Consider the following 24,649-nt stretch of genomic DNA (forward strand, 5'->3'; position numbering starts at 1 on the left):
TTACCCGCCAATGAAGATGGAAGTGGCCATACCTCCGAATCCGCCGTCGCCGCGTTCCTTCTCGCCGCTCAAATTCGCTTCTGCCAGCGCGTCCACGGCTTTGTCCATCAAATCTTTAAACGCCTCGTCCGGGCTTTTGCTGCCGCTCGCCGCCGCTCCGATCTCCTCTCCCGCTATCTTCGCAAAGCTGTTGCGGAACCCTTTGGGGTACCAATTCGTCGACTCCTTGGGCAACGGCTTCAGTTGATAGAAAGGCGACAAATCGGCTCCGCTCGCGCTGGTCTCGTATCCCTTTCTCGACTCCAGTCCCATCGACGTCTTTGCCCGAATCTTTGCCGCTTCTTCGCTGTGCACGTATTGGACAAACGTCCATGCTTGGTCGCTTTGCGCGGAAGCCGAGTTAATCGCGAAAATTTGGGAGATTTCGTATTCGCTGGTCTGATCCGGCGCGCTGGCGTCCACCGGCGCCGTCACGACGCCCATGTTGATCGGCTCGGGAGACTTGACTTCTTGTACGGCTTCGTCCGACCCCGACGCAGCTCGGAACGAAACGGCACCGCCCGCCATGCCACCGTTGCTCATATTCATCAGCATGGGATTGTCGACTGTCATGGCCGCCCGGCCTTGCTGGAACAACATGCCGTCCAGCGAGAAACCCTGCTCGGAGTTTTGCGGCATGAACACCGTTTTCCCCGCATAACCGCCTACTACCGCTTCGAAGATTTCTTTCCATTCCGGATCCGACAACGTCAGCTCCGTCGCGTCCGCGTTCAAGTAATTCAACCCCTTGGCAGCGGCCATATCCTGAATAAGCTTAAAGGCATTCTGATCGAACATGGAGGGCGCTAATCCGTAGATGCGGCTCTCGTCGTCTCCGTCCGCAGGGAAACGGGCCGCGAGCTGAAGCACCTCTTCCCACGTCATGCCGTCGTTTGGTTCCGGCACCCCGTATTTCGCGAACAGGTCCTTGTTGTAGTAGAGCGCCTTCGTATTAAAGGATGGAGACAGACCGTACAGCTTGCCTCCTCCGGAATCCCGCAGCAATTGAACGACACCTTCCACGATATTCTCGATATCGAAGCCGGATTGCTGAACCATCGCGTCGAGATCGTACAGCTTCCCGTCCGCCGCCAGCGTCTCGTATTGCTCCATCGTCAGCAGCACCACATCCGGCTGCTCGGCGTCTATGAGATCGGACATGGCCTGTACGGGATCCTTTTGCATGGAGACGTCCATCGTCGGTATGATCTCGAACTCTACGTTCGGATATTTGGCGTTAAACACGTTGCCGTAACTTTGATAAAAAGATTGCTCGTTGAAATAAGCGACTTTGAGCGTAACGGGTTCTCCCGGATCCGGCACCTTGTCCTTGCCTTCCCCTCCCGATGAGCAGCCAGCCAGCATCGCAGCAATAACGGGAATCGCGATTAACCGTCCGTGCTTCCGTTCCCTATTCCATACCGTCCTCATACCTTACTTCCCCTTTCAACGCATCCTATTATAGTTGTTCATTCATGACGATTATGGGGTTCGTCTCTTAGAAATGGCTTAGAGTTGCTTAAAGGAAGCTTAAGGAGGGACGGCTGGAGCGCGAAACGACGAAGTAACGCCTGACGGAGGCCTTTAGCGGTGTATTGTGCTACATTTGCGTTTTTAACGACTACAGCTGCTCGTTCGCCTGCTTTTTGGAACCATAAGCGTTACTAACGCCTATGGACGCTAATCTGAGTTACTTTACGGCCCATCGGCGTTTTTAACGCCTACAGTTGCTCGTTCGCCTACTTTTTGGAGCCATAAGCGTTATTAACGCCTATGGACGCTAATCTGAGTTACTTTACGATCCATCGGCGTTTTTAACGACTACAGATGCTCGTTCGCCTACTTTTTGGAACCATAAGCGTTACTAACGCCTATGGACGCTAAATCTGAGTTACTTTACGGCCCATCGGCGTTTTTAACGCCTACAGCTGCTCGTTCGCCTGCTTTTTGGAGCCATAAGCGTTATTAACGCCTATGGACGCTAATCTGAGTTGCTTTTCGGTCCATCGGCGATTTTAACGACTACAGCTGCTCGTAGTAACTGATCAAAATGCAGAAAGGGCGATGTTGTTCTCCGAAAGAACAACACCGCCCTGCAAGTAATGAGAAGTCGCATGGATGCATCAGCCGGCGTCCGGAAACGTCATCACGATCGTCGTACCCTTATGAAGCACGCTGTCCGCTTCGATCTTGCCGCCATGACGGGTTACGATCCATTGCGCGATCGAAAGTCCGAGCCCCGTGCCGCCTTCCGTCCGGTTTCTCGTCTTGTCTCCACGGTAAAAGCGCTCGAATATAAACGGTAGCTCTTCTCTCGGAATGCCCGGCCCTGTATCCTGGATCTTAAGCACGACGCCTGACGCCGTCTTTTTGCAAGACGCCCGAACCTTGCCTCCGTGAAGCGTATATTTGATCGCGTTATCGAGCAGGATCATGAGCAGTTGCTGCAGCCGCTCTTCATCGCCGGATATCGTCAATTCTTCGGGAAGATACACCGATAACAGGATGTTCTTCATGGCGGCCAGCGGCAGAAATTGCTTGGCGGCTCCCCTTGTCAAATCGTCGAGCCTGACCGGCCGCATCTGAAGCTCAAGTCCTTCGGAATCGCTTTGCGCCAACGTCAGGAGCCCATTTACAAGTTTGTTCATCCGTTTGATCTCCTTCAGCATCGTCGATATCTCCATGCTCTCCTCTTCAATCGTGTGACCCGGATGGCGAAGCAACAGCTCCGTATGCGTCTGAAGAACCGCAAGCGGAGTCCGAAGCTCATGCGAAGCGTCCGCCATGAACTGCTGCTGCTTCTCCCAGGAGGAACGGATAGGCACTAGCGCTCGCTTGGCCAAATACAAGCCGGCGAATATCGATATGCCTCCTCCGAATATGATGCCTACGATGATAAGGGTCATAATCGTGTTAAGCATGCTGATCTCCGAGCTGATGTCGCTCACGTATTGAAAATAATCCACTTCGGGATCGCCGTCGTCAGCCCGTATATTAAGCAGTCTATATTCGGCTCCCTTATGACTAATGGAATAGAGACCTTCCTTTTGCAGCGAGCGCTGCAGCACGTCCATCAGATTGGGCGGATAAGAATAGGCAATATTCATATTGAGCAGTCGTCCCTCATCGTTCCATAATAAAATGTCAACATTGCGCGCGAAAACGCTGCTGGCCGAGCTGATAGTAGCGAGGGAAAGCTTCGTTTCCTGCCCCATGACGAACGACAAGCCCTGCGTCGGCATAGTCGAAATCGTCGTCACGGGTCTCCACATGACAGAACGTTCCTCCAGCGCCTTGTCGATGCCGCCGATAATCGTCGTCCTCATATACAAATACAAGCTCGTCCCCAGTACGGTCAATATGAGGAACAAAACGGTGGCATTGAGCAGCGTCAGCCTAATTTTCGTCTTTTGGAACATGCGCTTTCTCCTTCATCATATAGCCAATGCCCCGCACGGTATGAATCAGCTCCGGACAACCTGCTGCAGTCAGCTTCTTGCGCAAATAATGGACATACAGCTCGACGATGCCTATGCCCGTGTCTGATTCGAACCCCCATACGCGATCGAGAATTTGTTCGCGGGTCAGAATTTGATTACGGTTAATGACTAAAAATTCGAGCAGCTCGAATTCCTTCGCCGAAAGCTTAAGCGGTACCTGGTTATAGTAACCTTCCTGAAGTCGCGGCCGTACCGTTAATGGACCTATGCCGATATCGCCGTTCTCGGACAACGTGCCGTGCCTGCGCAATATCGCTCTCGCCCGCGCCAGCAGCTCCTGAAAGGCGACCGGCTTCACAACGTAGTCGTCTGCTCCGGCGTCGAGCCCCTCGACCCTACGTTCCACCGCATCGAGCGCCGTAAGCAACAGGATCGGGGTATCGATCCCCCTTGCGCGCAAATAATGGATGATCGCGATGCCCGTCATGCCGGGCAGCATTAAATCCAAAATGATGAGATCGTAAATATTTTGCTCCGCCATGAAAGCCCCGTCATCCCCGCGCAGCGAAACATGCACCTGGAAACCTTCCTCGCGCAGAACGCTTGATACTGCGTGATTAAGAGATTCGTCGTCCTCTATGACCAACACTTGCACATTCGCCCCAACCTTCCCGTCTATCAACTGGTGGTCCTAGTATAAAGGATAAAGCTTAAAAGAAGATTAGACCGTCGTTCCGGCATCTCTGCCACCCTGGCAACGTTAGACGAGTCCCTATCTCTGTCCGACACTAGACGTTTACACTTCCGACGATCGCCGTCCTTTCATATAGTAACCATATCCCCTAATTCATAGAGACGAGAGGTGAGCGTATGCCAGATAACGGATATCTGAACGTGAACGGTCAAAATTTCCTCGTATATGATGATAGAGAGCTGCAAGAGAAAATGAACACGATCTACGATTCCGATACGGGAAAAATCAGAACATCGGCGTTGCCGAGCGGCTACGGAGCCACTGGAGCTACGGGTCCTACCGGGGCGACGGGCGCAACGGGCCCGGTAGGCCCGACAGGTGCGGTCGGGCCCGCAGGCACTGCCGGCGTCACAGGCGCTACCGGGGCGACAGGGGCTACGGGAGCCACTGGGCCGACCGGCGTTGCCGGGGCTGTTGGTGCCGCTGGCCCTCAGGGTCCTGTTGGTCCTGCAGGTGCTAAAGGCGCCACCGGGGCGACGGGGGCCACAGGCAACACTGGCGTTACCGGGGCCGCAGGCCCTCAGGGTCCTGTTGGTGCTGCTGGCCCCAAAGGAGCCACCGGGGCGACGGGGGCGACCGGCAACACTGGCGTTACCGGGGCTACCGGACCTCAAGGTCCTGTTGGTGCTGCTGGCGCTAAAGGAGCTACCGGGGCGACAGGGGCTACAGGCAACACTGGCGTTACCGGGGCCACAGGCCCTCAAGGCCTTGTTGGCGCTACTGGGGCCACAGGCCCTCAAGGTCTTGTTGGCGCTACCGGGGCCACAGGCCCTCAGGGTCTTGTTGGCGCCACTGGCGCTACCGGGCCGCAAGGTCTGCAAGGACCGAAGGGTGATGTCGGTCCGCAAGGACCCGTCGGCCCGCAAGGACCGCCGGGAACAAGCTCCGGATCGGGAAGCCCAATAAGCTACACATTGGAGTTGGCCCGCTGGGGCATCATGGCAGGCCTTCCTGCCAAACCTTATACAGATGCCAACTACCTTCAAGCCGACAAAAACGTTCAAGGCTTCAACAATGCCCTGCAATGGGCTTACGAGAACGGTTACAGAATGGTAATCGTACCGACGGGCAGCTATGCGATCTGTTACCCGCGCACCATAATGGTCACGCAGAGCAATATGACGTTCGACTTCGGAGGCTCCACGCTAAAAGTCATCTACGATTCGACGCGCAAGTCTCCCTTCGATACGAGAACCGGCGTAACCGACTTCTACAACTTTCCTGGACGCGATTCCAGTGGCAACGACGGAGTCAGCATCAAGCTTCAAAGCGTTACCGACTCCCATATCCGCAATCTGATCCTGATCGGAGACAAGGCGGATCGGAGCTTCACGAACTCGGCCGAAGCCGCCATTGAATGGACTTACGGGATTCAAATCGTTCGCGGTTCTTCCTATTGCTCCGTCCGTAATTGCACCATAAGCAGCTACATGGGCGACGGCATATCGCTTGACAGTACAGGATTTTTCGATTATGCGGAATTCGCTCTCGGTCTGACGGTAAACGATATCAATCGCGCTACGGGAGCCGTCATCCCAGCTACGGGCAAGACGCTTGTGTCTCAGCTGCTGACCATCCCAACGACTGGTTACAGCAGCTTTTTGGTTGCCGGAGCGGGCTATTCGCGCCAGACGGCCATAACCAACAAGGAGGTCGACGTTGCCTATTACGCTGCGGACAACACCTATCTTGGCTACTATAGCAACAAAAAAATATATACGCCGATCTCTATTCCGCCGGAAGCGCGTAAATTCCGTTTCCTCTTCAACAACGAAACCAACACGGCCAAAAACATGCAAATGACTTTGAAATTCGGCTTGACGCCGCATCACAATACAATTGAATACAACGAAGTATACAATTTGCATCGCGGCGGCATTACGCTCGGAGGCAATTACAATATTGTACAGCACAACAGTATCCATGACGGGACCGGCGTGCTGGACCGCAAGCCGATTTTCCCCGATCCGACCCGCTACGGCATTAATCAAGAGGATTCCTATGGCGATAACTGCGTTGTTCGGAATAACCTGTTCTACAATCTGTTCCATGGCGCTCTGATCGGCTGCTGGACGATCGAAATTCATAATAATCATTTCTATAACTTAAGCAGCATCGGCATCAACTTGTATTCGCTTCATATGGCCAACGTGCGGGAGAACTACCTGTACCGTTGTCAGACCGGCATCGGCTTAATGGACGCCCATCTGCCTCACGCGCATGTCAACATCGAAGACAATACGATCGCGTACGCAAGTAATGCCGGACTCGGGGGCACGGGTTACGATGTGTACTTCTACGGAAACACGTTGATCGACACGAATTCCTTCGCCATGGCGGATGACGATACGATTATTTGCAGAGGCAACCATTTTGTCTGGACCGATCAATTCAGCGGCATCCCTATGGTTACGGCGAACCGCGTGGAGCAATGTTCGTTCGAGGGCTGGAATGCTCAGAGGGAGTTCACCTTAAAGGCATACGAGGCGTCGGATTCCGTTTTCACCAATCTCAATGTACGCATCGAGACGAGAAACGGAGCTAAAACGGCGGAGAATGTGCTTTTCCGTTCATCCTCGTTTACGCGTTGCATTCTTAACAACCATCAGTTATCCACGAGACAGCGGCAAGTGCAGATTAACGGCAGCAAGCTGACGGATACCGTGGTAAAGCTCGGCAACATCAATACGCCCGAGGAGTCGCCTCTCACCACGTTGAATGAATGCGACTTGTACGCCAATACGATCACCTATATGTTCCAAGGAGAGTTTAACACAGGGGTAGGTAGAATCGAGGTCAACCGTTGTCGAATCATCATTGCGAACTCGACTTTCGCTTATCTGTTGACGAATGTATTTAACGTCGCCAGCACGATCATTTTTTCCATCAAACGCTCCACTTTGACTTATACGGGAACGGGACGATTAAACCTGCAATATTACAATCCAACCAACAAACGAGCCGTGCGGTTGTTCGCGACCAGCCGGAATATTTTGCGGAATATTAACCCTCCGGCTCCCGAAGCAGGGATTGTCATCGAATATGATCCCGATATCGAAGGTCTCGCTCCGCCGACTGACGGCGTCTGGTTCAAGGGCGACATTTACGGCAACGCCGCTCCATCGGCAGGGGGCAACGTGGGATGGGTATGCGTATCTCCGGGTCCGGCAAGCGACATCCCATGGAGAGCTTCGGCTGCTCGGATTCGGGGAGATCGCGTCTTCGCTTCCGGGCGCGTCTACGAGGCCATGAACTCCGGCACGTCGGGGACAACTTCGCCGGCATGGCCGATCGGCTCCGGCTCGACGGTCTCCGACGGGACGGTGACCTGGCAAGAAGTCGGCCCGCTTGCCTACTTCCGGGCTTACGGTACGATTTTCTAGAGATTGCCTAATGACGCGCTTGCAGGCAGAAGCAAATATGTCATAACCACCGGCTAAGTCGGTGGTTATGACTATTGGATAAAAGAATAACTGATGGTCCGCTTAAGGGAGCAATTTTCGAGCTATGAATCGCATGATCTCATCCTGATGGAATACGCGCTCTGCAATATTATTAGTGAATTGATGGAGGCTCAAGTGGGACGAGTTGGAGCTGGTAAGAAGTGTTTCGGGAACTGGAGATCAAATGGGGAGGTTCTCAAGAGCAGCTTTTGGAAGCCTATCACGCTATTTATCAATCATCCGCAAGGTGCGAGCTTTTATCCAAAAAAAGGCGGCCGACGTATCGCTGCAGCGTATTGCAAAGCATGTCTACCTGCATCCGTCGTCCTGCGTGTTGGGGTGAAATGGTCACTCCGGCTTGGAGGCTTTAACGAACCTCTTCCCCCATTCGCAGAGCGGGTCCAGCACCATCTTTAGCGACCATCCGCTCTCGGTCAACTTGTAGACGACTTTGGCTGGTACCTCCGGGAAAACTGTGCGAAGAATGAGCCCATCCGCTTCAAGCTCCTTCAACTGCTGGGTGAGCATTTTTTGTGTGATTGGCGAGAGCACTCGCATCATCTCACCGTTTCGCAGCGCGCCCTGTTCCGCAAGAAGGCATAGGATCGCCGTTTTCCACTTGCCTCCGATCCGGGACAAAGTCTCTTCTGTTGGATCGTGATAGGTTTTTTTCGGGTTATTAACGCTGTAATTCGCCTTATCAGCTTCGTTTGTTATGCTCAGCACCTCCTTCAACGTACCCATTCGGTAACTATATTACCGAAAAGTGCGTACTTTTCTGATCTGATTATATCCTGTATGCTCAGTCTTGTCAGTATTGCGGGAGATCAGATTAGAGGAGGAATACAACATGGAAAAGAAATCGAAATGGGGCGTCGGCATCGTCGGAGCGGGAGGATGGGGCGGTCTTGCTCACGTCCCGGCACTCGCTGCGCTGGATACTTACGAAACGAAGGCGGTGACCGGGACTCGGTCGGAGAGCGCACGGGCAGCGGCGGAGAGCCATGGCATTGAGCGGTTTTATACGGACGCTTTGGAGATGGCGAAGCAGCGCGACATTGACGTCGTGGCGGTTACAGTAAAGGTCCCGGAGCATGATAGGTTAATCCGAGCGGCGATTGAGGCTGGCAAACACGTATACAGCGAATGGCCGCTAGCCCGGAATACAGCGGAGGCGGAGGCACTTCTTACGCTAGCGGAGGAACGGAGAGTAAATCATATCGTCGGCCTTCAGGCAAGAGGCAATCCAACCGTCCGCTACATCCGGGATCTGGTCGTAACGGGCGCCGTTGGCCGCGTCCTGGCGGTGAACTGCATCGCGACGCTGCCCGTATTCCCGACGAGGAACGGGACAGTGGACATGGCTCACGTCTATTTGCTGGATGAATCCAACGGGGCCAATCAATTGACCATCGGAGCGGCGCACTTACTTGATCCAATAGAATATATCGTAGCCCCGTTTGCCGAAGTATCGGCGACTCTGGCCACGCAATATCCGGAGGTGTATGTAGATGAGACTGGCAAGACCGTACGGGCTAATGCACCGGATCATGTCCTTATCTCCGGCAAGCTCGCCCAAGGCACGCTAGTTTCGATGCAGTTCATCAATGCCGGAGAGCCCGGCTTTACGCTGCGGATTATCGGAACCGAGGGTGAACTGGTCGTGACGCCGCGGGACGGGCTGATGTTCCAAATGGACCGACTGAATCTTAAAATTGTCCGACCGTCCGGGGATACAGAGACGCTCGAAACGCCGGATGGCTACGCCTCGATTGCGCAGAATACGCCGCCAGGACCGGGCTACAATGTCGCCCATCTCTATGCCTTATTTGCTGAGCGGCTCGCCGGAGGCGAGGTGGGACTCCCTGACTTTGCCCAAGCTGTGCGGTTGCATCGGCTGATGGACGCCATCCGCGCGTCATCAGCAACCGGCATTCGCCAGGCGGTGGAGTGAGGCGTTGTAGGCCATTATTGTATCTTATTTGGTCAGTCGTAGTTTTTTGTTCAAAATCCTGTTTCTCGAACTATTTCAATGGTCCTTCTATAGGTATAACTATTTTACTTTTTTCAAATACATGGACGAGGTATTTTAAGTTTGATTTTACTTCCAATGAGTTGCAATATTAAAGCTCATTATATTTCGCTCATATTTATTATATATCAAAAAAATTATACCAATCATTATCAGAACAGTGCATAAAACTAATAGTCGTATCCATGCCTTGCTACTCAGTCGTTTCATGTAACCCCCGTTTTGTACTTGAAGCTAAGTTAGTTTTTAATTCGGAAGACACTAATTTAGCTTCATTTTTTATTAATTAGAAATGAGACTCCCCAGAATTGTTCTCCCTGTGGCTACTCCCCTCTCCTGAACCAAGGCTCTCTTGTATAGTTCTTTATTTTAATCCCTAGAACCTGCTTATTTAGAGCTAAACCAGTACTCTTTGATTCTAGCATTAGCAAGCGATCCAGAACCACCGAGCTTTGTCGAGATGCCTGCTTCGCATGCCTATCAGCTGAGCGTGCTAAAACGCGGTCCAGCCAGGCGATATCCATAGAGCATCCTCCAGCATGACACCTTCGGTTACAGACCGAATAACGCCATCTTCTACTGCAATTTCAACGCACTTGCCCTCGTTCAGAAAGATTGATAACATTAACCCGTTCGTCCGCTTCAATTGTTGCCAGTGTGGCAGCAAGAATATCTTCTGCATCTAGAATAGATTTTTTACCATGGATGCGATTCAAAAAATCCTCGGTAATCGTGCAGGGCGGTGCCGCCACCTCCATAATGGAAGGCGCCTCCTGATTGGTGACGTGCATATAAAGAGGCTTCCTGGAAACAAAAGGATCTCCCGTCAAACGAAGCTCGGCGCTGCCCTCAGTACCTGAAACGAAAATCCTGCAATCGCCCCATGTCCAGCTTGAAAGAGGAGTATGCCAATCTGCATAAAGCTGCGCCGTTATCCCATTTTCTAATAGCACCTGCAAACCAACCATATCATAGAAAGTGGTGTGTTCTGGCAAAATGTTTTTGGCTAGATAGCCTTCAGAGCCTACAACCTCACTTCCTGTAAGCCAACGCAAGAGATCAAAGTCATGAATGAGAAGATCTATCAGGATACCTCCCGACTGTTCTTTCGAAAAAAACCAATGCGGCCTTTCATTTGAAGAAAGGAGATGCGGCTTGCGCATCCCAATGCTAACGATCCTTCCGAACGTACCGCGTTCGATTTGTTTTTTCAACGTATAGACCGGCGGGCTGAAGCGTTCCGTCAACAGCATGCCAATTTGGATAATTCTCCTTCTACTCAACATTTCCAGACGATGATAATCGCTTCGACATGTGACAATAGGTTTGTCAACCATAATGTGCTTGCCTTTACGTTCACAGATCTCCACGATGTCTATCTTTTGATTGTTGATCGCAGCACACCCTACAATATCGATTTCAGGAGCGAGCATGTCTTCCATGCTGCTAACAAGTGAAACACCATCTTTATCGGCAACCGTTTCTGCGATTCCAGCAGGATTCGGATCATAAATACCGGCGCATTCATGGCCAAGCTCCAGCATTTCCTGAATGAATCTATCAATATGGGCATGCTGGCATCCAATGATAGAGAATACATGTTTTTTCACAGTAAGATCCTCTCTTTCAACTCAATATGGTTTATATCATCCTGCCCCGAGGGGCGTACGATTAAGATCAAAGCTGTTGATTATCTACAAAATGGCAGAAAAAAGACCGCTCATTTCGGTGTAGAGTTTGTACCCCTACAAACTCTACGGAAGGTGAGACGGTCTCATGAACCATCGAAACAATGCTAGCGCCTATTCTGCATTAAACAGTATCTAAATGTGCCCAAGCTCTTCGGAAAGCATTGGCGTAGAAATTTTCACTTCAGCTTTCAACTCATGTGATCGATAGATGCCATCCAGAACTGCAATGACATCTCTGGAATAATCCATTGAACATTCCGGTTCGCGTTCCCCTTCGATGCTTGCAAGCAACTCGCGGAATTGCAAGACAAAAGGGGAATCCTCTCGAGGCACTGGGATTTGTTCGTAAACACCGTTACGGCTGAGCCACACGCCTTTGCCCGGAATGACTTTCATCATAGCCTCCGTAAAAATAAGCTCAAGCTCGTTCCCCGGCACGCCTTCGTAACCCGATTGTACAATAGTGGATGGCACTCCCGACTCATTCTCAAGGAAAACAACCCCGCTGCCTTCTACATCGCCCGCCGGTCCGTAATGGCTGATTGATGCTCGAACCTTCACGATTCTCGCATTTCCGAACCACATCAATCGATCAATAGAGTGCGATCCCAAATTAAACAAGATACCGCCGCCCGCACGCTGCTTGTCGAGAAACCAGGCCGGGCGATCCGTGTTGTAGTATGCTTTGTGGCGCGTATCATTCATCATGACAAGCTGTCCTAATCGCTTTGCTTCATTTTTAATGAACTTCTTTGCCGCCATGTTTTCCGCAAGAAAATGCTGCGTATGGCCGACCATCAGTCGGACGTTGTTATGCCGTACAGCATCCATGATGTCATCGCATTGCTTCGCATTTAATGCCATTGGTTTCTCGAGCAGTATATGACAGCCTGCCTCGGCGCAAAAGATAGCTGCTTCCATGTGCAAATGATGCGGCAGCGTAATGACGACGATATCCGGCTTCTCCCTCAGCACCATTTCACGATAATCCTCATACGCAATCATACCGTACGTCTCGGATAGCTGTTCAGCCCGATCAATCCTGATATCCGCAATGGCAACAGGCTTCAATCGATCTTGCAGCTCATTCATTGCCATCAAATGACCTTCGGTTATCTGTCCGGCGCCAATAACCGCTATTCTATATCCCATAGGTCCACCTTTCTTATCGTTCACTTGTTTGAAGCGGCTTGTATAAGAGTCCAGCATCCAGCGACGCCGATGCCGATTCCTGATCCAGATAAAGAGTCCACTGCGGATGGTCTTTCAAAATCGTGGAAGGAATTTCATTCATCAGCTCGTTCTCTAGCGTAAGCTTGATCGCATTCGCTTTCACCAGATGCGGCACGCACGATATGATGACGGAACTTTTCATAATTTGCCGGATACTCATTGTAATGGCTTGCTTCGGCACATCGTCGTTCGAAGCGAACCAGCCTTCGCCAACTTGCTGCTGTTTGCAGGACTCGGCAAGATCAACAACAAAATACGGCTCCTCTGTATTAAAATCAGCCGGCGGATCATTAAATGCGACATGCGCGTTTTCTCCAATGCCGATCAAAGCGAGATCGATCGGCGCTTCGTTTAATCTTGCGTTTAACTCCTCGATATTGCGGCGAACGTCTCCTTCGCCGTTCACCAATTCATAACGCTCGACACCGACATGAGCTAAAAACCGTTCCTTCAAATACTTTCGGAAGCTGGCCGGATGAGTCTCCGGCAAATCTACGTACTCATCCAAATGAAACATCTCGACCTTGCTCCAATCCAAGTCCGCTTGGACGAAATGCTTCAAAAATTCGAACTGCGACGCCCCTGTGGAAAGCGTAAGCCGTGCCCTGCCGCGCGCCTTAATCGCAGCTCGCAGTATTTCAGTTGCATGAGCAGCCGCAGCTTTTCCAAGCTCATCCGCATTGTTAAGTACTTTCACTTCCATTTCAAGAAGCCTCCCTTATTATCCTAAAGATTATGGAATGGTGTAGCAGCCATTGGATTAAATTCGATTCACTACGAAATTATCAAAGTACACATTGCCTGCCGATCGCTGGCTGTAGACGCGGAAGGCACTGATTCGGGGACTGGCTGCCGTATAAGATTCCTGAGCCATCTGTGTCAGCGTGCCGCCCTGCGGTCCCGTTAGGAACGTTACGGTATTCGTCGTAAAATCGAATTCGATGGTTACCGTATACCAGGTGTTCAAGCTATAACCGGGCAGAAGATTACGATAAGTACTGCTTGTGCCTACTCGATATTTCAGGCCGTTTGCCGTATCCGTCTGCAGCTCCACGAAGCCCGACCCGGTATACAATAAAATCTTGTCGCCATTAAAATTCGCTTCTCGCATGTAGTCGAAGCTGAAGCGCGCAGTCGGCCCCTCGGCCATGAAGTTATAGACGAAGTTGCCCGTCGCTCCGTTCGCAACGCTCAAACTGCGATTCTCGCTGCTTGGCACTGCGGCAACCAGCCAAGGCGCCGGCCAGGCGGTAGGATAGGCGGAATACGGCTGACCTACTGTACCGTCATTGAAATCGACAACCAAATCCGAGGATTGGCCGCCAACGGTCACTTGCACGGGAGCCGACAACGGCGATTCGCCCTCTGCGTTAATTGCGCTGATCTTGTAGTAATAAGTCGTATCCGATAACAGCCCTTTATTCCGGTAATAGGGATCCGTGATCGCTCCGACTTCCAGCTTACGGTACGGTCCTTCCGGGTTCTCCGACCGGTAGATCGCGTAAGCCTCGGCATCGCTTATTGCATTCCAGCTGAGTGCGGCTTCATTCCTTCTAGCTTGGACCGCGACACCGGATGGTTCGGCCGGCCCATTCCAGGACATCACATTATCGAAGTATACGTTACCGCTCGAGCGCTGATTGTAGATGCGGATAGCACTGATGTTGGAGCTTGCTCCCGCATACGATTCCTGCGCCTGTATAGTCAGCGGCCCACCTTTTGGCCCGGTGCGGAACGTCACCGTATTCGCGGCAAAATCAAGATCGATCGCTATCGTATACCATTGATTCAATTGAAAGCCTGGGATCAGATTGCGGTATTCGGACGTCGTCCCTAAACGGTAACGCAATCCGTAGACCGAATCCGACACCGTCTCAAGGAAGTTCGTCCCCGTATAGATCAGAAGTTTATCCAGATCGAAGTTCGCCTCGCGCATGTAATCGAACTGGAGATGCGAAGTCGTTCCTGTCGATGTGAAGTCGTACGTGAACGTCCCTATCGCATTAGGCTCGACACTTAAGCTTTTGTCAGCGTTGCTCGGCGTAGGCGATATCGTCCAGGCCGTCGGCCATTCAGCTGGCGCAAAATAAGAATCGCCATTCGTTCCATCGTTGAAATCAAAGCTAAGCGGTTGTAACGATTCTTTCGTCGTGGCCGCAGCATGCAGCGACAAGGCGGATTCTCCGCCAGACGTAACGGCTGTCACTTTATAAGCATAATGGGTCCCGGAGGTTAATCCGTTATTGATGAATGTAGAAGCAGTTAGCGCCGTGGTCGTCAGCTTTGTGTACGAGCCGTAGGGGCTGGCTGCCCGATAGACATGATACCCGCTTGCTCCTGCCAGAGGCGTCCACTTGAGTCGGATCGAATCTCTGTCCAACGTTTGTGCTTGCACATCGCTAGGCGCCCCGTTCACGATAGTCTTCGGTACCGTGGGAACGACACCTTCCGGAAATGTCCCAATCGTTAATTCGTTCAGATATTTTTCCAAATTCGTATATCCGTCGCCGGTGAAATCGCCATTCCCGTCCATCGCACTGTTCGGATCCAATCCATGCTCCAGCTCCCATACATCCGGCATCCCGTCGCCATCCGTATCCGCCGGCACTTCAGTCGTTTGCAACACCGGCCATTGCAGCGTTACTTTCTTCGCATGTTTAGCGTCAAGGGTTGCCTGATCTTCTGCCGATAAATTGTTCGCCGTATAGATAACGCTTCCCGTTCCGTTAATAACGTCGTTTACGAGTTCGAGGTCGACTTCATCGCGCTTGAGGCTTGCGCCGGCGTAATTCAGCACCTTCTCGTAAGCCACGTCCGCACTATCTTGCGGTGAAGGATTCGGCATTTCGAACGGGGTGCTGACGAACATCTGCGGGTTCTTATAGATACCGCCGAAGTTGTTCGGATCGCTGTTGGGGGACAAGCTGCCGTCCCGATGAACCATCTTGTTGCCGGTGAGCGCGATGCTTGAACTATACGGCGGATTAAGATCAACCACATCCGTTTCTGCCATTCGATCTTCGTTTTGAGTACTGATCCCGGCCTTGTAGTAATTGTTGACCATGTTGCCTTGCCCGCTCTGGCCGTACATACTCTTATAGCCCCAGTCGTAAATCACATTGTTGCGCACGTCCTGCGATTTACCGGAAAAACGTGGATTGCGGCTGTCGTTATGGGCGAGCAGGTTGTAGTAGAAGGTGGCGTTATCGCCGCCCCATATTCCGCCATAACCGTGGAATCCTTTGCCCTCCACGTTGGATTTCACGATTGTCGGGCCAATTGTACTATACTGCAGCGTGAAGTCGACGTTCTGATAGAAGGAAAATGATTCATCCGTTCCCCAGCTCGCCGAAATATGGTCGAAAATGATCTGCTTGCGATGCCGACCTGTAACGCCATCCATGTCGACGCCTGCTTCGTCGCCCGTTCGGAAGCGCAAATATCGAACAATCAGGTTATCGCCTTGGAACACAACCGAATGCTTCTTGAAAGTAATGCCGTCCCCTGGCGCGCTTTGTCCAGCAATTGTCAGATTGGAGGACGTTACGTAGAGCATCGATTCCAGAGCGATCGTCCCGGATACCTTGAACAAGATCGTTCTGTTGCTCTGGCTGACCGCGTCGCGGAACGAGCCCGGGCCGGAATCGTTCAGATTCGTGACATAGTACACGTCCTGGCCGCGTCCGCCCGTTGCGAATTTGCCGCCGCCTTCTGCCCCGGGGAAAGCGGGAATCGTTCCTGGAATTACGCTTGGCGGCAGCGAAGGCGGATCCAGCGGCGTGCCTACTGCAGGTCCGACGAGTACAGAATACATCCGACCAAAACCAATGTGCCCCGTAGCCTGGTTCCCGCCCAAAGCGACAGTTCCCGCCTTGTAGGTACGTGAATAGACGCGGTAGATGTCTGTCGTCGTGACGATGCCGTCTGCGTCTCTGACTTCGGTTTCGATCGTATCTCCAGTAAACGTCCAACCATATTGCGGGGTCAGCCAGTAATCGGAGTTGAACGGATCCGTATAAGCGTTATCAGCATGCATGGCCACATAAATCGTGGCATCCTGGTCAATCTCGAACGTGAGGAATGGATTGGTCGGTTCGTTCTTATGATTTGTTCCTCCGCTCGTTTGAATAAATGATAAACTGGCATAAGAACCTATGTCGGAAAATGTCGTGGAAGGATCGTTGACGTACATTTCCTTTCCGGTCTGCAGATCGTCGTCTACGACGTAGGTAATAGGATCGTACCACAGGTTGTTCTGGGTAAGATTGCTGATGCCGATCGACGAAGCCATTGCCGGAAAAGATGGAAGGAGCTGCAAAGCAAGCAATAGTGCGGTTAGCAAAGCTATTGATTTTTTCCTCATTAAGATCCTCCTCCAAACGGTTTATACCTTACTGAAGAAACCCCTTTCATTACTGGAGAAACCCCGTTTCATTCCATCTTACCGCCCCCCTTTCAACTAAAGGAGTATACATAGAGTGCAAATGCATCGCATATAAACGATGAACGATTACAGTCCACTCCATTGCATCCGATCTTACTTCGGCATCCGCGTGTTCACAAGTTCCATTTGCATCGGATACCGTACAATATCTTAGAAAAGCGCTTTCATTCCACTAAATCTAATGAAAAGTACTCCGTTTATGAGATGTACCTTGTTCGTCCTTCTGATGCCATGTAAAAATTGAGATATCAACGCGAATCCCGAAACCGCTATAAAGCGCCATAAAGGACTTGCGGCCTCTAGTGCATCTAGTGCAAAGGCAAAAAATAAAACAGAAGGAGTTGAATGCATTGAATCAAGTAGCGCCTCTTACCAATTCTCCTATCAAGAGGCGGAGCCGCTGGGCATCGTCATTCAAAAAAGGGTGGGAGCGTTCAAAGTATCTTCATTTATTAGCACTGCCCGGGGTTCTGTTTTATTTGATTTTCAATTATGCGCCGATGTATGCCATTCTAATCGCGTTTCAAGATTTTCAGCCTATGAAAGGGGTGTGGGGCAGCACTTGGGTTGGTTTCGATCAATTCAAGACATTTTTTCAGCATATCTATTTTTGGAGGGTCATCCGCAATACCTTGCTACTCAGTCTTCTCGAATTATTGATCGTTTTTCCTCTGCAAATCTTGTTTGCAATCCTGCTTAACGAGATACGAAAAAACTTCTATAAGCGATTCGTACAGACGGTGAGCTACTTACCGCATTTTATCTCATTGCCAGCGATTATCGGGATGCTGTTCATGTTCCTTTCCCCTCAGGACGGCCCGTTTAATATGCTGCTCACAAAAGTGTTCCATATAGAACCGATCAACTTCATGGGGATATCGGAATGGTTCAGGCCGTTATACATCCTTTCCGAGATCTGGACGACGCTCGGATGGGGCGCAATCATCTACCTGGCCGCCTTGACGAACGTGAATCCGGATATGTATGAGTCCGCCTCGCTTGACGGGGCAAGCCGAGTAAAGATGATCTGGCACATTACTTTGCCTGCTATCCAGCCTACTGTCATGATCATGCTGCTGCTCCAGATTGGTAAAATGATGTCGCTAGGGGCCGACAAGGTGTTGCTCATGCAGTCTCCCGTCACATACGAAGTATCGGATGTGATCAGCACATTCGTGTACCGGCGCGGCCTTGAGTTCGGCGAATACAGCTTCGCTACGGCGGTTGGATTTTTTAACTCGCTTATTAATATCGCGCTGCTGCTGACCGCCAACTGGTTCGTTAAGAAAACGACAGACAACAGCTTATTCTAAACGTAAAGGGGGTGATTCAATGATCCGAGATCAATCGCTATCGTCTAAATTGTTGGACATCGTCGTTCATGCTGTCATGATTGTGGTTCTAATCGCAACGATATACCCCGTTCTTTATGTGCTGTCCGCGTCTCTGAGCAGCCCGACGGCTTTCAACATGGGCAAAGTATCGTTGTTCCCGGTTGATTTTACATTAAAAGCATACCTTCTCATCTGGGAAGCCCAAACCGTTCCTCACTCTTTTCTAAATTCCGTCATCTATACGACGCTGGGGACCGCCATCAGTATGCTGCTAACGACTTCGCTCGCTTACGCCCTTTCGCGAAAAAAGCTGACGCTGCGACGATTCTACATGGTGTTCATTCTAATCACGATGTTTTTCAACGGCGGAATGATTAGCAACTTCTTACTGGTGAAAAACTTGGGAATGTACGACACAATCTGGGCAATTGTTTTGCCAACGGCAGTATCGACGTATTATCTTATTATTATGAGGTCATACTTCCAAGCGGTTCCTGAAGAATTAAATGAATCCGCTTACTTGGACGGAGCCAACGATTTGGTTATTTTCTTCCGCATCACACTGCCTTTATCGATGGCGGCGTTGGTTACGATCGGCCTCTTCTATGCGGTAAACTATTGGAATGCTTGGTTCTCCTCGTTGCTTTACTTGAAAGATACGGATAAGTATCCGTTGCAAATGGTTTTGAGATCGATCATCATCCGCTCCGAGCTGCTCATGCAATCGATTAAGGCGGGCGAGGTATCGGCCAACGAGATGGCTTCTACCGATATAACGTCGATAAAATACGCCACGCTGTTCGTGTCCATCGGGCCGATGATGATCCTTTATCCATTCATTCAGAAATATTTTGTCAAAGGCGTCATGATTGGTTCGTTAAAAGGTTGAACATTCATAACTCACGAAGCCTAGGGGGAGTAAACATGAAAAGAAAGTCATTTACGTTCGCGCTAACCTTGATCCTGTCTCTTTCACTTGTCGTCGGCTGTGCCAAGAACAACGACGCACCGTCAACATCGCCGTCAACATCATCGACTGCTGAAGCTACCGCATCCAATGGCAAATACGACAAGGAACTGACGATTACCGTGTCCAGAGCGATATTGGATACCTCGAATGTCATCGATGATTTGGAAGCGAAGATGCTGAAAGAGAAATTCAACCTTGTTTTCAAGGCAGAGGACTATAGCCGCAACGACTGGCCGACTAAGACGACACTTCTGTTCTCCACTGGAGACGGTCCTGAGTTCATCCCCTACTCCCGAGATCAATGGAAATCGATCGAATGGATGTCAGCGGGGTATCTACGCCCGTTCGAAATGGACGAAATCAAGGAAAAACTGCCTAACTACCTGAAAATTTGGAGCGACGAGGAATGGGATACTGTATTCAAGTCGACGCGCTTCTCCGATGGCAAGCTGTATTTCTTACCTAACAAGCGGACGATTCCAGTACAGAACGCATGGCAATATCGCAAGGATCTATTTGACAAATATGAATTGGAGTTTCCGAAAACGCCGGATGAAATGATCGAAACCCTCACAACGATTAAAGACAAAACGGGTCTAATTCCATTCGTATCGCCAGGAAATTCTTCGTCACCGCTGTGGGCTGTCAGCACGTTCTTCCAAATGTTCGGATTCCCTGACCTTCTGCTAACCTGGAACTCCTACGTGGACCCTATGACCAAACAATTCTATGCCTATCCGCTTGCTAGCGATCAAAGTCGCGACCTTCTTATATTTTTAAACAAAATGTATACGAATGGCTTACTAATGAAGGATTTCGCGACAGCTACATCCGACCAGACGAACAAACTGATTGCGCAAGGCAATCACGTCATTGCACAAACGATCAACGACCCATCCTTTATGGAAGGACAGCAAAAGACTGCCGCTCCCGACGTCAAATGGGCGTGGGTCGAAAATTTCGACCATCCGACCAATGACCCGAACAAGACAATCTACAAAAAAGAATCGTATTATTCCTTCTGGGGACCGGCTATTAAGCAAGGTATAAGCCAGGAGAAAGTTGACCGTCTGCTTGATTACTTGAACTGGGCCATTTCGGATGAAGGGCAGCTCTGGTATACGTACGGCAAGGAAGGGGTTACGTACGAAATGAAGGAAGGTACCCCCACTTTCTTACCAACGATGAGCACGCCTACTCAGGCGGAGGGCAACAAACTGGCGAACTACGGCATCAATATCGGGGGAATCGGATTAGGCGGGTTTATTAGACCTTATAAAGACTTTGACCAAACCTTCAACAAAACGAAGTTGGAGATGAGCGAGGTCATCCCAACCAAGCCTAACTATTACGGACCAATCGAACCAATCCTCCAATTAAGCGACGCCGATCGCAAGAAACTGCTTGGGCTTGAAACGACACTGAACGGTGTGCGGGACGAATACTGGCTGAAATTCATTACGGATGCGCTCGACCCGTCCAATGACGCGGACTGGAAGAAATTCATGGACGCTGCGAACAAAGCCGGACTGGCGGAAGTCGTGAAGCTGCGTACGGATGCCTACAACAAGGCGAATAACAGCTAACCTTTCATTTCCTTAAAGGACGATGGAGATACTCCCATCGTCCTTTTGAACGCCCTTCGGAACGAATGCGTGCTATTATAACCTGCTTGCACCGCAATATTGTCAATGGATAATGAACCCTGTTCTATTAATCGGCACGCAAGTGAAATGCGGAGATTTTCCAGATATGAACTGAATGTTTCCCCGGATTGCTCTTTGAAAAACTGAGACAAGTAGGACTCCGATAAATTAAAATGAGAAGCAATCGCGTATAAGTTAATGTTTGGATTCTGAAAGTGATCGTTTATATAAGCCATGATTTGATCCAGAAGATGCGTATTTCTGCTTTTCTTGTTCCGCTCGTTCGTGCGGCAAAGGTAATGGAATTGCAGAAAAATATCTCGCAACACTTGCTCGTTGCCTGTGATGTATTGTCCGAAACCAGGATCATTCTCCTCGGCGAGAACATGCTGTCCGAGCTCTTCCTCCAGCTTAAGCTCCGTAGCCCGCAACTCGCTGTATAGATGCTGCTTCATGCTTATGGACAACGTTCGGTTCAAAAAGTTCTCATTGTACAGATGCTGCAAAATGTGACCGAGCTCTGTGGAGTTTCCCGCCTTAATGACATTCATTAGACGAATCTCCATTTCCGTCGGATAATAATATCCGGTCTGCTCTTTGGCCATTTGGGCATACCAAGCGATGGCAGTCTCATCACTGTCCGTTGCATGGCTGTTAGTGACAGCCAACTTCGCTTCTTGGTAAGAATAGTGTACATCCAGCAGATCTTCGTAGATGCTGCCAATGCCAATCATCGGTACGATCAAATACTGCTCTTTGATATTCCGGTTAATTTGACGGAATAAGTCTTGCAGATCGCTTCTAAAGGCTTCTTTTTCCGCAGCGTCAGATCGAACCAAGATGGCGAGCTCATTCTCATGCATGGTGTGAATGTAGCCTCTGTCTTGAAGATGATCATCAATGATCCCCTCAATCAACGCTCGGAGGATGCTTAGCTCTTCCAGACTCTCTGCATTGAGCATTTCGTTATTTTTATAAATATGGAGTACAACGATGACAAAACCGTTCCCTTGCGTTTTCAGACCAGCATGAACCAGCATAGCATGCATCTGTACGCGGTCCTCAAATTCGCCCTTGAACAGGCGCTCGATGAAAACGTTCTTAAGCGTATCCGCTTGTCGCTGCAGCATTTGTTGCAGCGATTGATTATTATCGATTAACCGGGTAATGCTTGTCTGCAAATAATCGACCTCATCAGGCTTCTCAGACTGCTCGGGCTTGCCGCCCGGCTGGTCGTTAGCCCAGAACGCTCTGAGGACTGCGACAATTTCTTTCCATGGTTTAGAGTGCCGATAAGCCATCCACATGGAAATGATCGTCCCGACGATGAGCGTCCCTGCTGCGACGGACAGTGCGATGGTGCGGATGTATTTGACATTGCCCATCACTTGCTCGATCGGCAAAGACACAACGTACATCCAGTTGTTGTAAGCCGAACGCGTATAGATAAAGAGATGATCTTCTCCGCCTATTTTTGCATGCAAAAATCCGTTCTGATCAGGCGCATTACGAATTTCTGCTGGAATAGGCGCGTCCGCGCTTGTCGTGACAACCTCTCCATTGTCATCCAGGATCGCGAAAGTCTGGCCGTTCGTATGATCAGCATCGTCGATTCCGACTAGTTTCAAAATATCTTTGTCCTCAACAGCGAATACAACCACGGCTTGCACCTCTTGGTTTTTGCCGATTGGAAGAGACGTCATGTAAGTGATGCCGGATTTCTCTTCGCCGTTCGTCCGTATCATCCTTGAAGGAAGTATCTCTCGAAAGTGCTGCTTACCGTACAGGAGCTCGCGCCACTCCTCGTACGACATGCCTTCGTATTGAAACTCGTCTTGATAGAATGCCTTTGATGAGTCGCTCATTTGAGCTTTGGAGAACACGAGATCGCTATTTTTTAGTACAACGAAAAAAGTATTGGAGTATGCGCTGCCTGTAAGCGCTGAAGAATGAAAGTCTTTATAATAATTCCAAATATCGAAGAGCTCCGGAGAATTGCCAAGCGGCGCTCGTAGATGATATAGCCCCATCAGACGTGAATCGAAGGATAGTTTAATAGCTGCTTCGTCCATATCAGCCCATTGATTATCGAGCACATCCCGGACTTGTTCCAATATGCTTAGCTTAGCTTCTCGGGACTGAGTCTCTACGATTTGAACCGCTTCGTAGTAGGTAAAGCTGGACAGCACGATCGGGATGATTAACATGAATAGAAAAGAAACCATGAAGCGTTTGAACACGTTGTTTTTTCGGGATTTCACATTCAAGGGAATCCGAACCACCTTATCGTTTTACAGTATTAACGTTATATTAACATACACGGAGGCGTATATGATGACTAAAAACCGCCAAACCTAAATAGAAAAGGCGTGCTCCCTATGCACGCCTGCCTTAATCGATTGATGAGGTGAAACCGGCTATTACGAAGTCACCTTTTCTTTTTTCTTGCTAAAGTTAGAAAATGGCTTGATGGAACCAACCACAGAAGCAACAAAAATCGTTCGGCTTCGCAACCAGCTTCTGATGTATTGCCTGCGTCCTTCCTTCTCTAAAAAATCATAATCGAGCCTTCGTACTGCCTCAACAAAATCAATGCTGCATAATCTGGCGGTCGGCTCATGATTGGCACAATCGATCACTTCGGGATGCCGACACATCTCCTTGATCGAAGCCAAACGTTCTTCACGGCTCAATCCGCCCTCGAACATCTTTCGCAAGTAGGTTCTAAGAGTGTTCAATAACATCAGATTACTACCGACACAATGTTGGTCTCTCTCATTAATGGAAAAATATTGTTCGATGATCGACTGTTGAATCTGATAGCCGGCAACCGCATCTTGCAGCAGCTCCGGCATGTACCGGCTCGTTAATCCGCCTGCTCTGTAATAATACAAGGGTTGGGATATTACAGCTACTGAACGCGCGCGCAAAAACATTTCCAGGTTATAGTATAGATCGTCCCCGAAAAATCGAAGTTTGTCTAAATGTATCCCTCCGCTTGCGGCAAGTTGCCTCCTGTATAACTTCCCATGCAGAAAGGCCGGGAAAGAATGTCCATGCAGAAACGAAATGACGAGTTCTGAACGAATCGTCTCCCCCCGATATAGGGTCTCAGCCTGCCGGAAATAAGAACTCTTATTCATTCGCTTAAAGAGAGCAGAACTCCCGAGCACCTTATACGTATTGCAAACGGTGATGTCCGCGTCGTGTCTGCGGGCAGTCCTCATCAGTTTCTCCAGCATCATAGGCGCCAGCCAATCGTCAGCGTCAACAAACGTTATGTATGGAGCGGACGCGCTCTCCAATCCCCTCCGCCTGGCAGCTATGCTGCCCCCCCTCGTCTGGTCGATAAGGCGGATGCGCTCATCCTTTGACGCATAACGCCGGCATATTGCAAGACTGCCGTCCGTCGATCCGTCATTGACCAAAATGACCTCTAAGGATGTCTCCGATTGCCCAAGTACGGATTCCAAACATTGGCTCAACTGACTTTCGGCGTTATAAATCGGAATAATGACGCTAATCAGACTCAATGGGCTGTCACCTCTCCAGACATCACCTATGATTACAGTCCTCGCTCAAAAACATCATAACATAGACTTGCGATTTTGTATCTTATAAAG

The 24,649-nt window shown here is 50.2% G+C and carries 15 protein-coding genes; 5 read left to right on the top strand and 10 right to left on the bottom strand.

The annotated features are described in order from the left end of the window. The 3 genes from B1748_RS04575 to B1748_RS04585 all read right to left on the bottom strand — a co-directional run bounded on the left by B1748_RS04575 (position 1) and on the right by B1748_RS04585 (position 4,134). Positions 1 to 1,470, bottom strand: a complete 1,470-nt coding sequence (locus B1748_RS04575; RefSeq protein ID WP_087566670.1) for an ABC transporter substrate-binding protein — start codon at positions 1,468 to 1,470, stop codon at positions 1 to 3. 692 nt (positions 1,471 to 2,162) lie between these two features. Continuing rightward, a complete protein-coding gene (locus B1748_RS04580; RefSeq protein WP_087566671.1) occupies positions 2,163 to 3,458 on the bottom strand; it encodes a sensor histidine kinase in 1,296 nt (431 codons plus the stop codon). Then, complete coding sequence (locus B1748_RS04585) at positions 3,436 to 4,134, bottom strand: response regulator transcription factor (protein WP_087566672.1); 699 nt, start codon at positions 4,132 to 4,134, stop codon at positions 3,436 to 3,438. The genes B1748_RS04580 and B1748_RS04585 overlap by 23 nt, the downstream gene beginning before the upstream one ends. 215 nt (positions 4,135 to 4,349) lie before the next feature. Here B1748_RS04585 and B1748_RS04590 point away from each other — a divergent pair, with 215 nt between their 5' ends. After that, positions 4,350 to 7,616: a right-handed parallel beta-helix repeat-containing protein gene (locus tag B1748_RS04590; protein ID WP_087566673.1), complete on the top strand. Its 3,267-nt coding sequence runs from the start codon at positions 4,350 to 4,352 to the stop codon at positions 7,614 to 7,616. A gap of 408 nt (positions 7,617 to 8,024) precedes the next feature. On the opposite strand, the gene B1748_RS04595 is transcribed toward B1748_RS04590, so the two are convergent. After that, positions 8,025 to 8,420 (bottom strand): winged helix-turn-helix transcriptional regulator, encoded by a 396-nt coding sequence (locus B1748_RS04595; RefSeq protein ID WP_087566674.1) that lies wholly within the window; start codon positions 8,418 to 8,420, stop codon positions 8,025 to 8,027. Between the two features lie 106 nt (positions 8,421 to 8,526). Here B1748_RS04595 and B1748_RS04600 point away from each other — a divergent pair, with 106 nt between their 5' ends. Then, positions 8,527 to 9,630 (top strand): Gfo/Idh/MocA family protein, encoded by a 1,104-nt coding sequence (locus B1748_RS04600; protein WP_087566675.1) that lies wholly within the window; start codon positions 8,527 to 8,529, stop codon positions 9,628 to 9,630. 665 nt (positions 9,631 to 10,295) lie between these two features. Here the strand turns inward: B1748_RS04600 and B1748_RS04610 are convergent. From B1748_RS04610 to B1748_RS04625, 4 genes are all read right to left on the bottom strand, one after another. Further along, entirely contained in the window at positions 10,296 to 11,318 is a 1,023-nt protein-coding gene (locus B1748_RS04610; RefSeq protein WP_256975524.1) for a Gfo/Idh/MocA family protein, read from the bottom strand. A 213-nt stretch (positions 11,319 to 11,531) separates the two neighbouring features. Then, positions 11,532 to 12,551: a Gfo/Idh/MocA family protein gene (locus B1748_RS04615; RefSeq protein WP_087566677.1), complete on the bottom strand. Its 1,020-nt coding sequence runs from the start codon at positions 12,549 to 12,551 to the stop codon at positions 11,532 to 11,534. 13 nt (positions 12,552 to 12,564) lie between these two features. Next, on the bottom strand, positions 12,565 to 13,335 hold the full coding sequence (locus B1748_RS04620; protein WP_087566678.1) for a glucosamine-6-phosphate deaminase: 771 nt from the start codon (positions 13,333 to 13,335) through the stop codon (positions 12,565 to 12,567). 57 nt (positions 13,336 to 13,392) lie between these two features. Next, a complete protein-coding gene (locus B1748_RS04625; RefSeq protein ID WP_087566679.1) occupies positions 13,393 to 16,995 on the bottom strand; it encodes a fibronectin type III domain-containing protein in 3,603 nt (1,200 codons plus the stop codon). Positions 16,996 to 17,426: 431 nt separating this feature from the next. Here B1748_RS04625 and B1748_RS04630 point away from each other — a divergent pair, with 431 nt between their 5' ends. The 3 genes from B1748_RS04630 to B1748_RS04640 are packed head-to-tail and all read left to right on the top strand — an operon-like array spanning position 17,427 to position 20,966. Beyond that, on the top strand, positions 17,427 to 18,389 hold the full coding sequence (locus B1748_RS04630) for an ABC transporter permease (RefSeq protein ID WP_246608551.1): 963 nt from the start codon (positions 17,427 to 17,429) through the stop codon (positions 18,387 to 18,389). 19 nt (positions 18,390 to 18,408) lie between these two features. After that, positions 18,409 to 19,299: a carbohydrate ABC transporter permease gene (locus tag B1748_RS04635; RefSeq protein WP_087566680.1), complete on the top strand. Its 891-nt coding sequence runs from the start codon at positions 18,409 to 18,411 to the stop codon at positions 19,297 to 19,299. 35 nt (positions 19,300 to 19,334) lie between these two features. Further along, positions 19,335 to 20,966 carry an extracellular solute-binding protein gene (locus B1748_RS04640; RefSeq protein WP_087566681.1) on the top strand — a complete coding sequence of 544 codons (1,632 nt, stop codon included), beginning with the start codon at positions 19,335 to 19,337 and terminating at the stop codon, positions 20,964 to 20,966. Here B1748_RS04640 and B1748_RS04645 read toward each other — a convergent pair. Both B1748_RS04645 and B1748_RS04650 read right to left on the bottom strand, forming a co-directional pair. Further along, positions 20,963 to 23,287: a helix-turn-helix domain-containing protein gene (locus tag B1748_RS04645; protein WP_256975541.1), complete on the bottom strand. Its 2,325-nt coding sequence runs from the start codon at positions 23,285 to 23,287 to the stop codon at positions 20,963 to 20,965. The two genes, B1748_RS04640 and B1748_RS04645, sit on opposite strands and share 4 nt — an antisense overlap. Before the next feature lie 159 nt (positions 23,288 to 23,446). Continuing rightward, entirely contained in the window at positions 23,447 to 24,559 is a 1,113-nt protein-coding gene (locus B1748_RS04650) for a glycosyltransferase family 2 protein (protein ID WP_179215384.1), read from the bottom strand. Positions 24,560 to 24,649 lie beyond the last annotated feature (90 nt).

The organism is Paenibacillus sp. MY03, from assembly GCF_002165585.1.
Classification (GTDB): Bacteria; Bacillota; Bacilli; order Paenibacillales; family Paenibacillaceae; genus Pristimantibacillus; species Pristimantibacillus agaridevorans.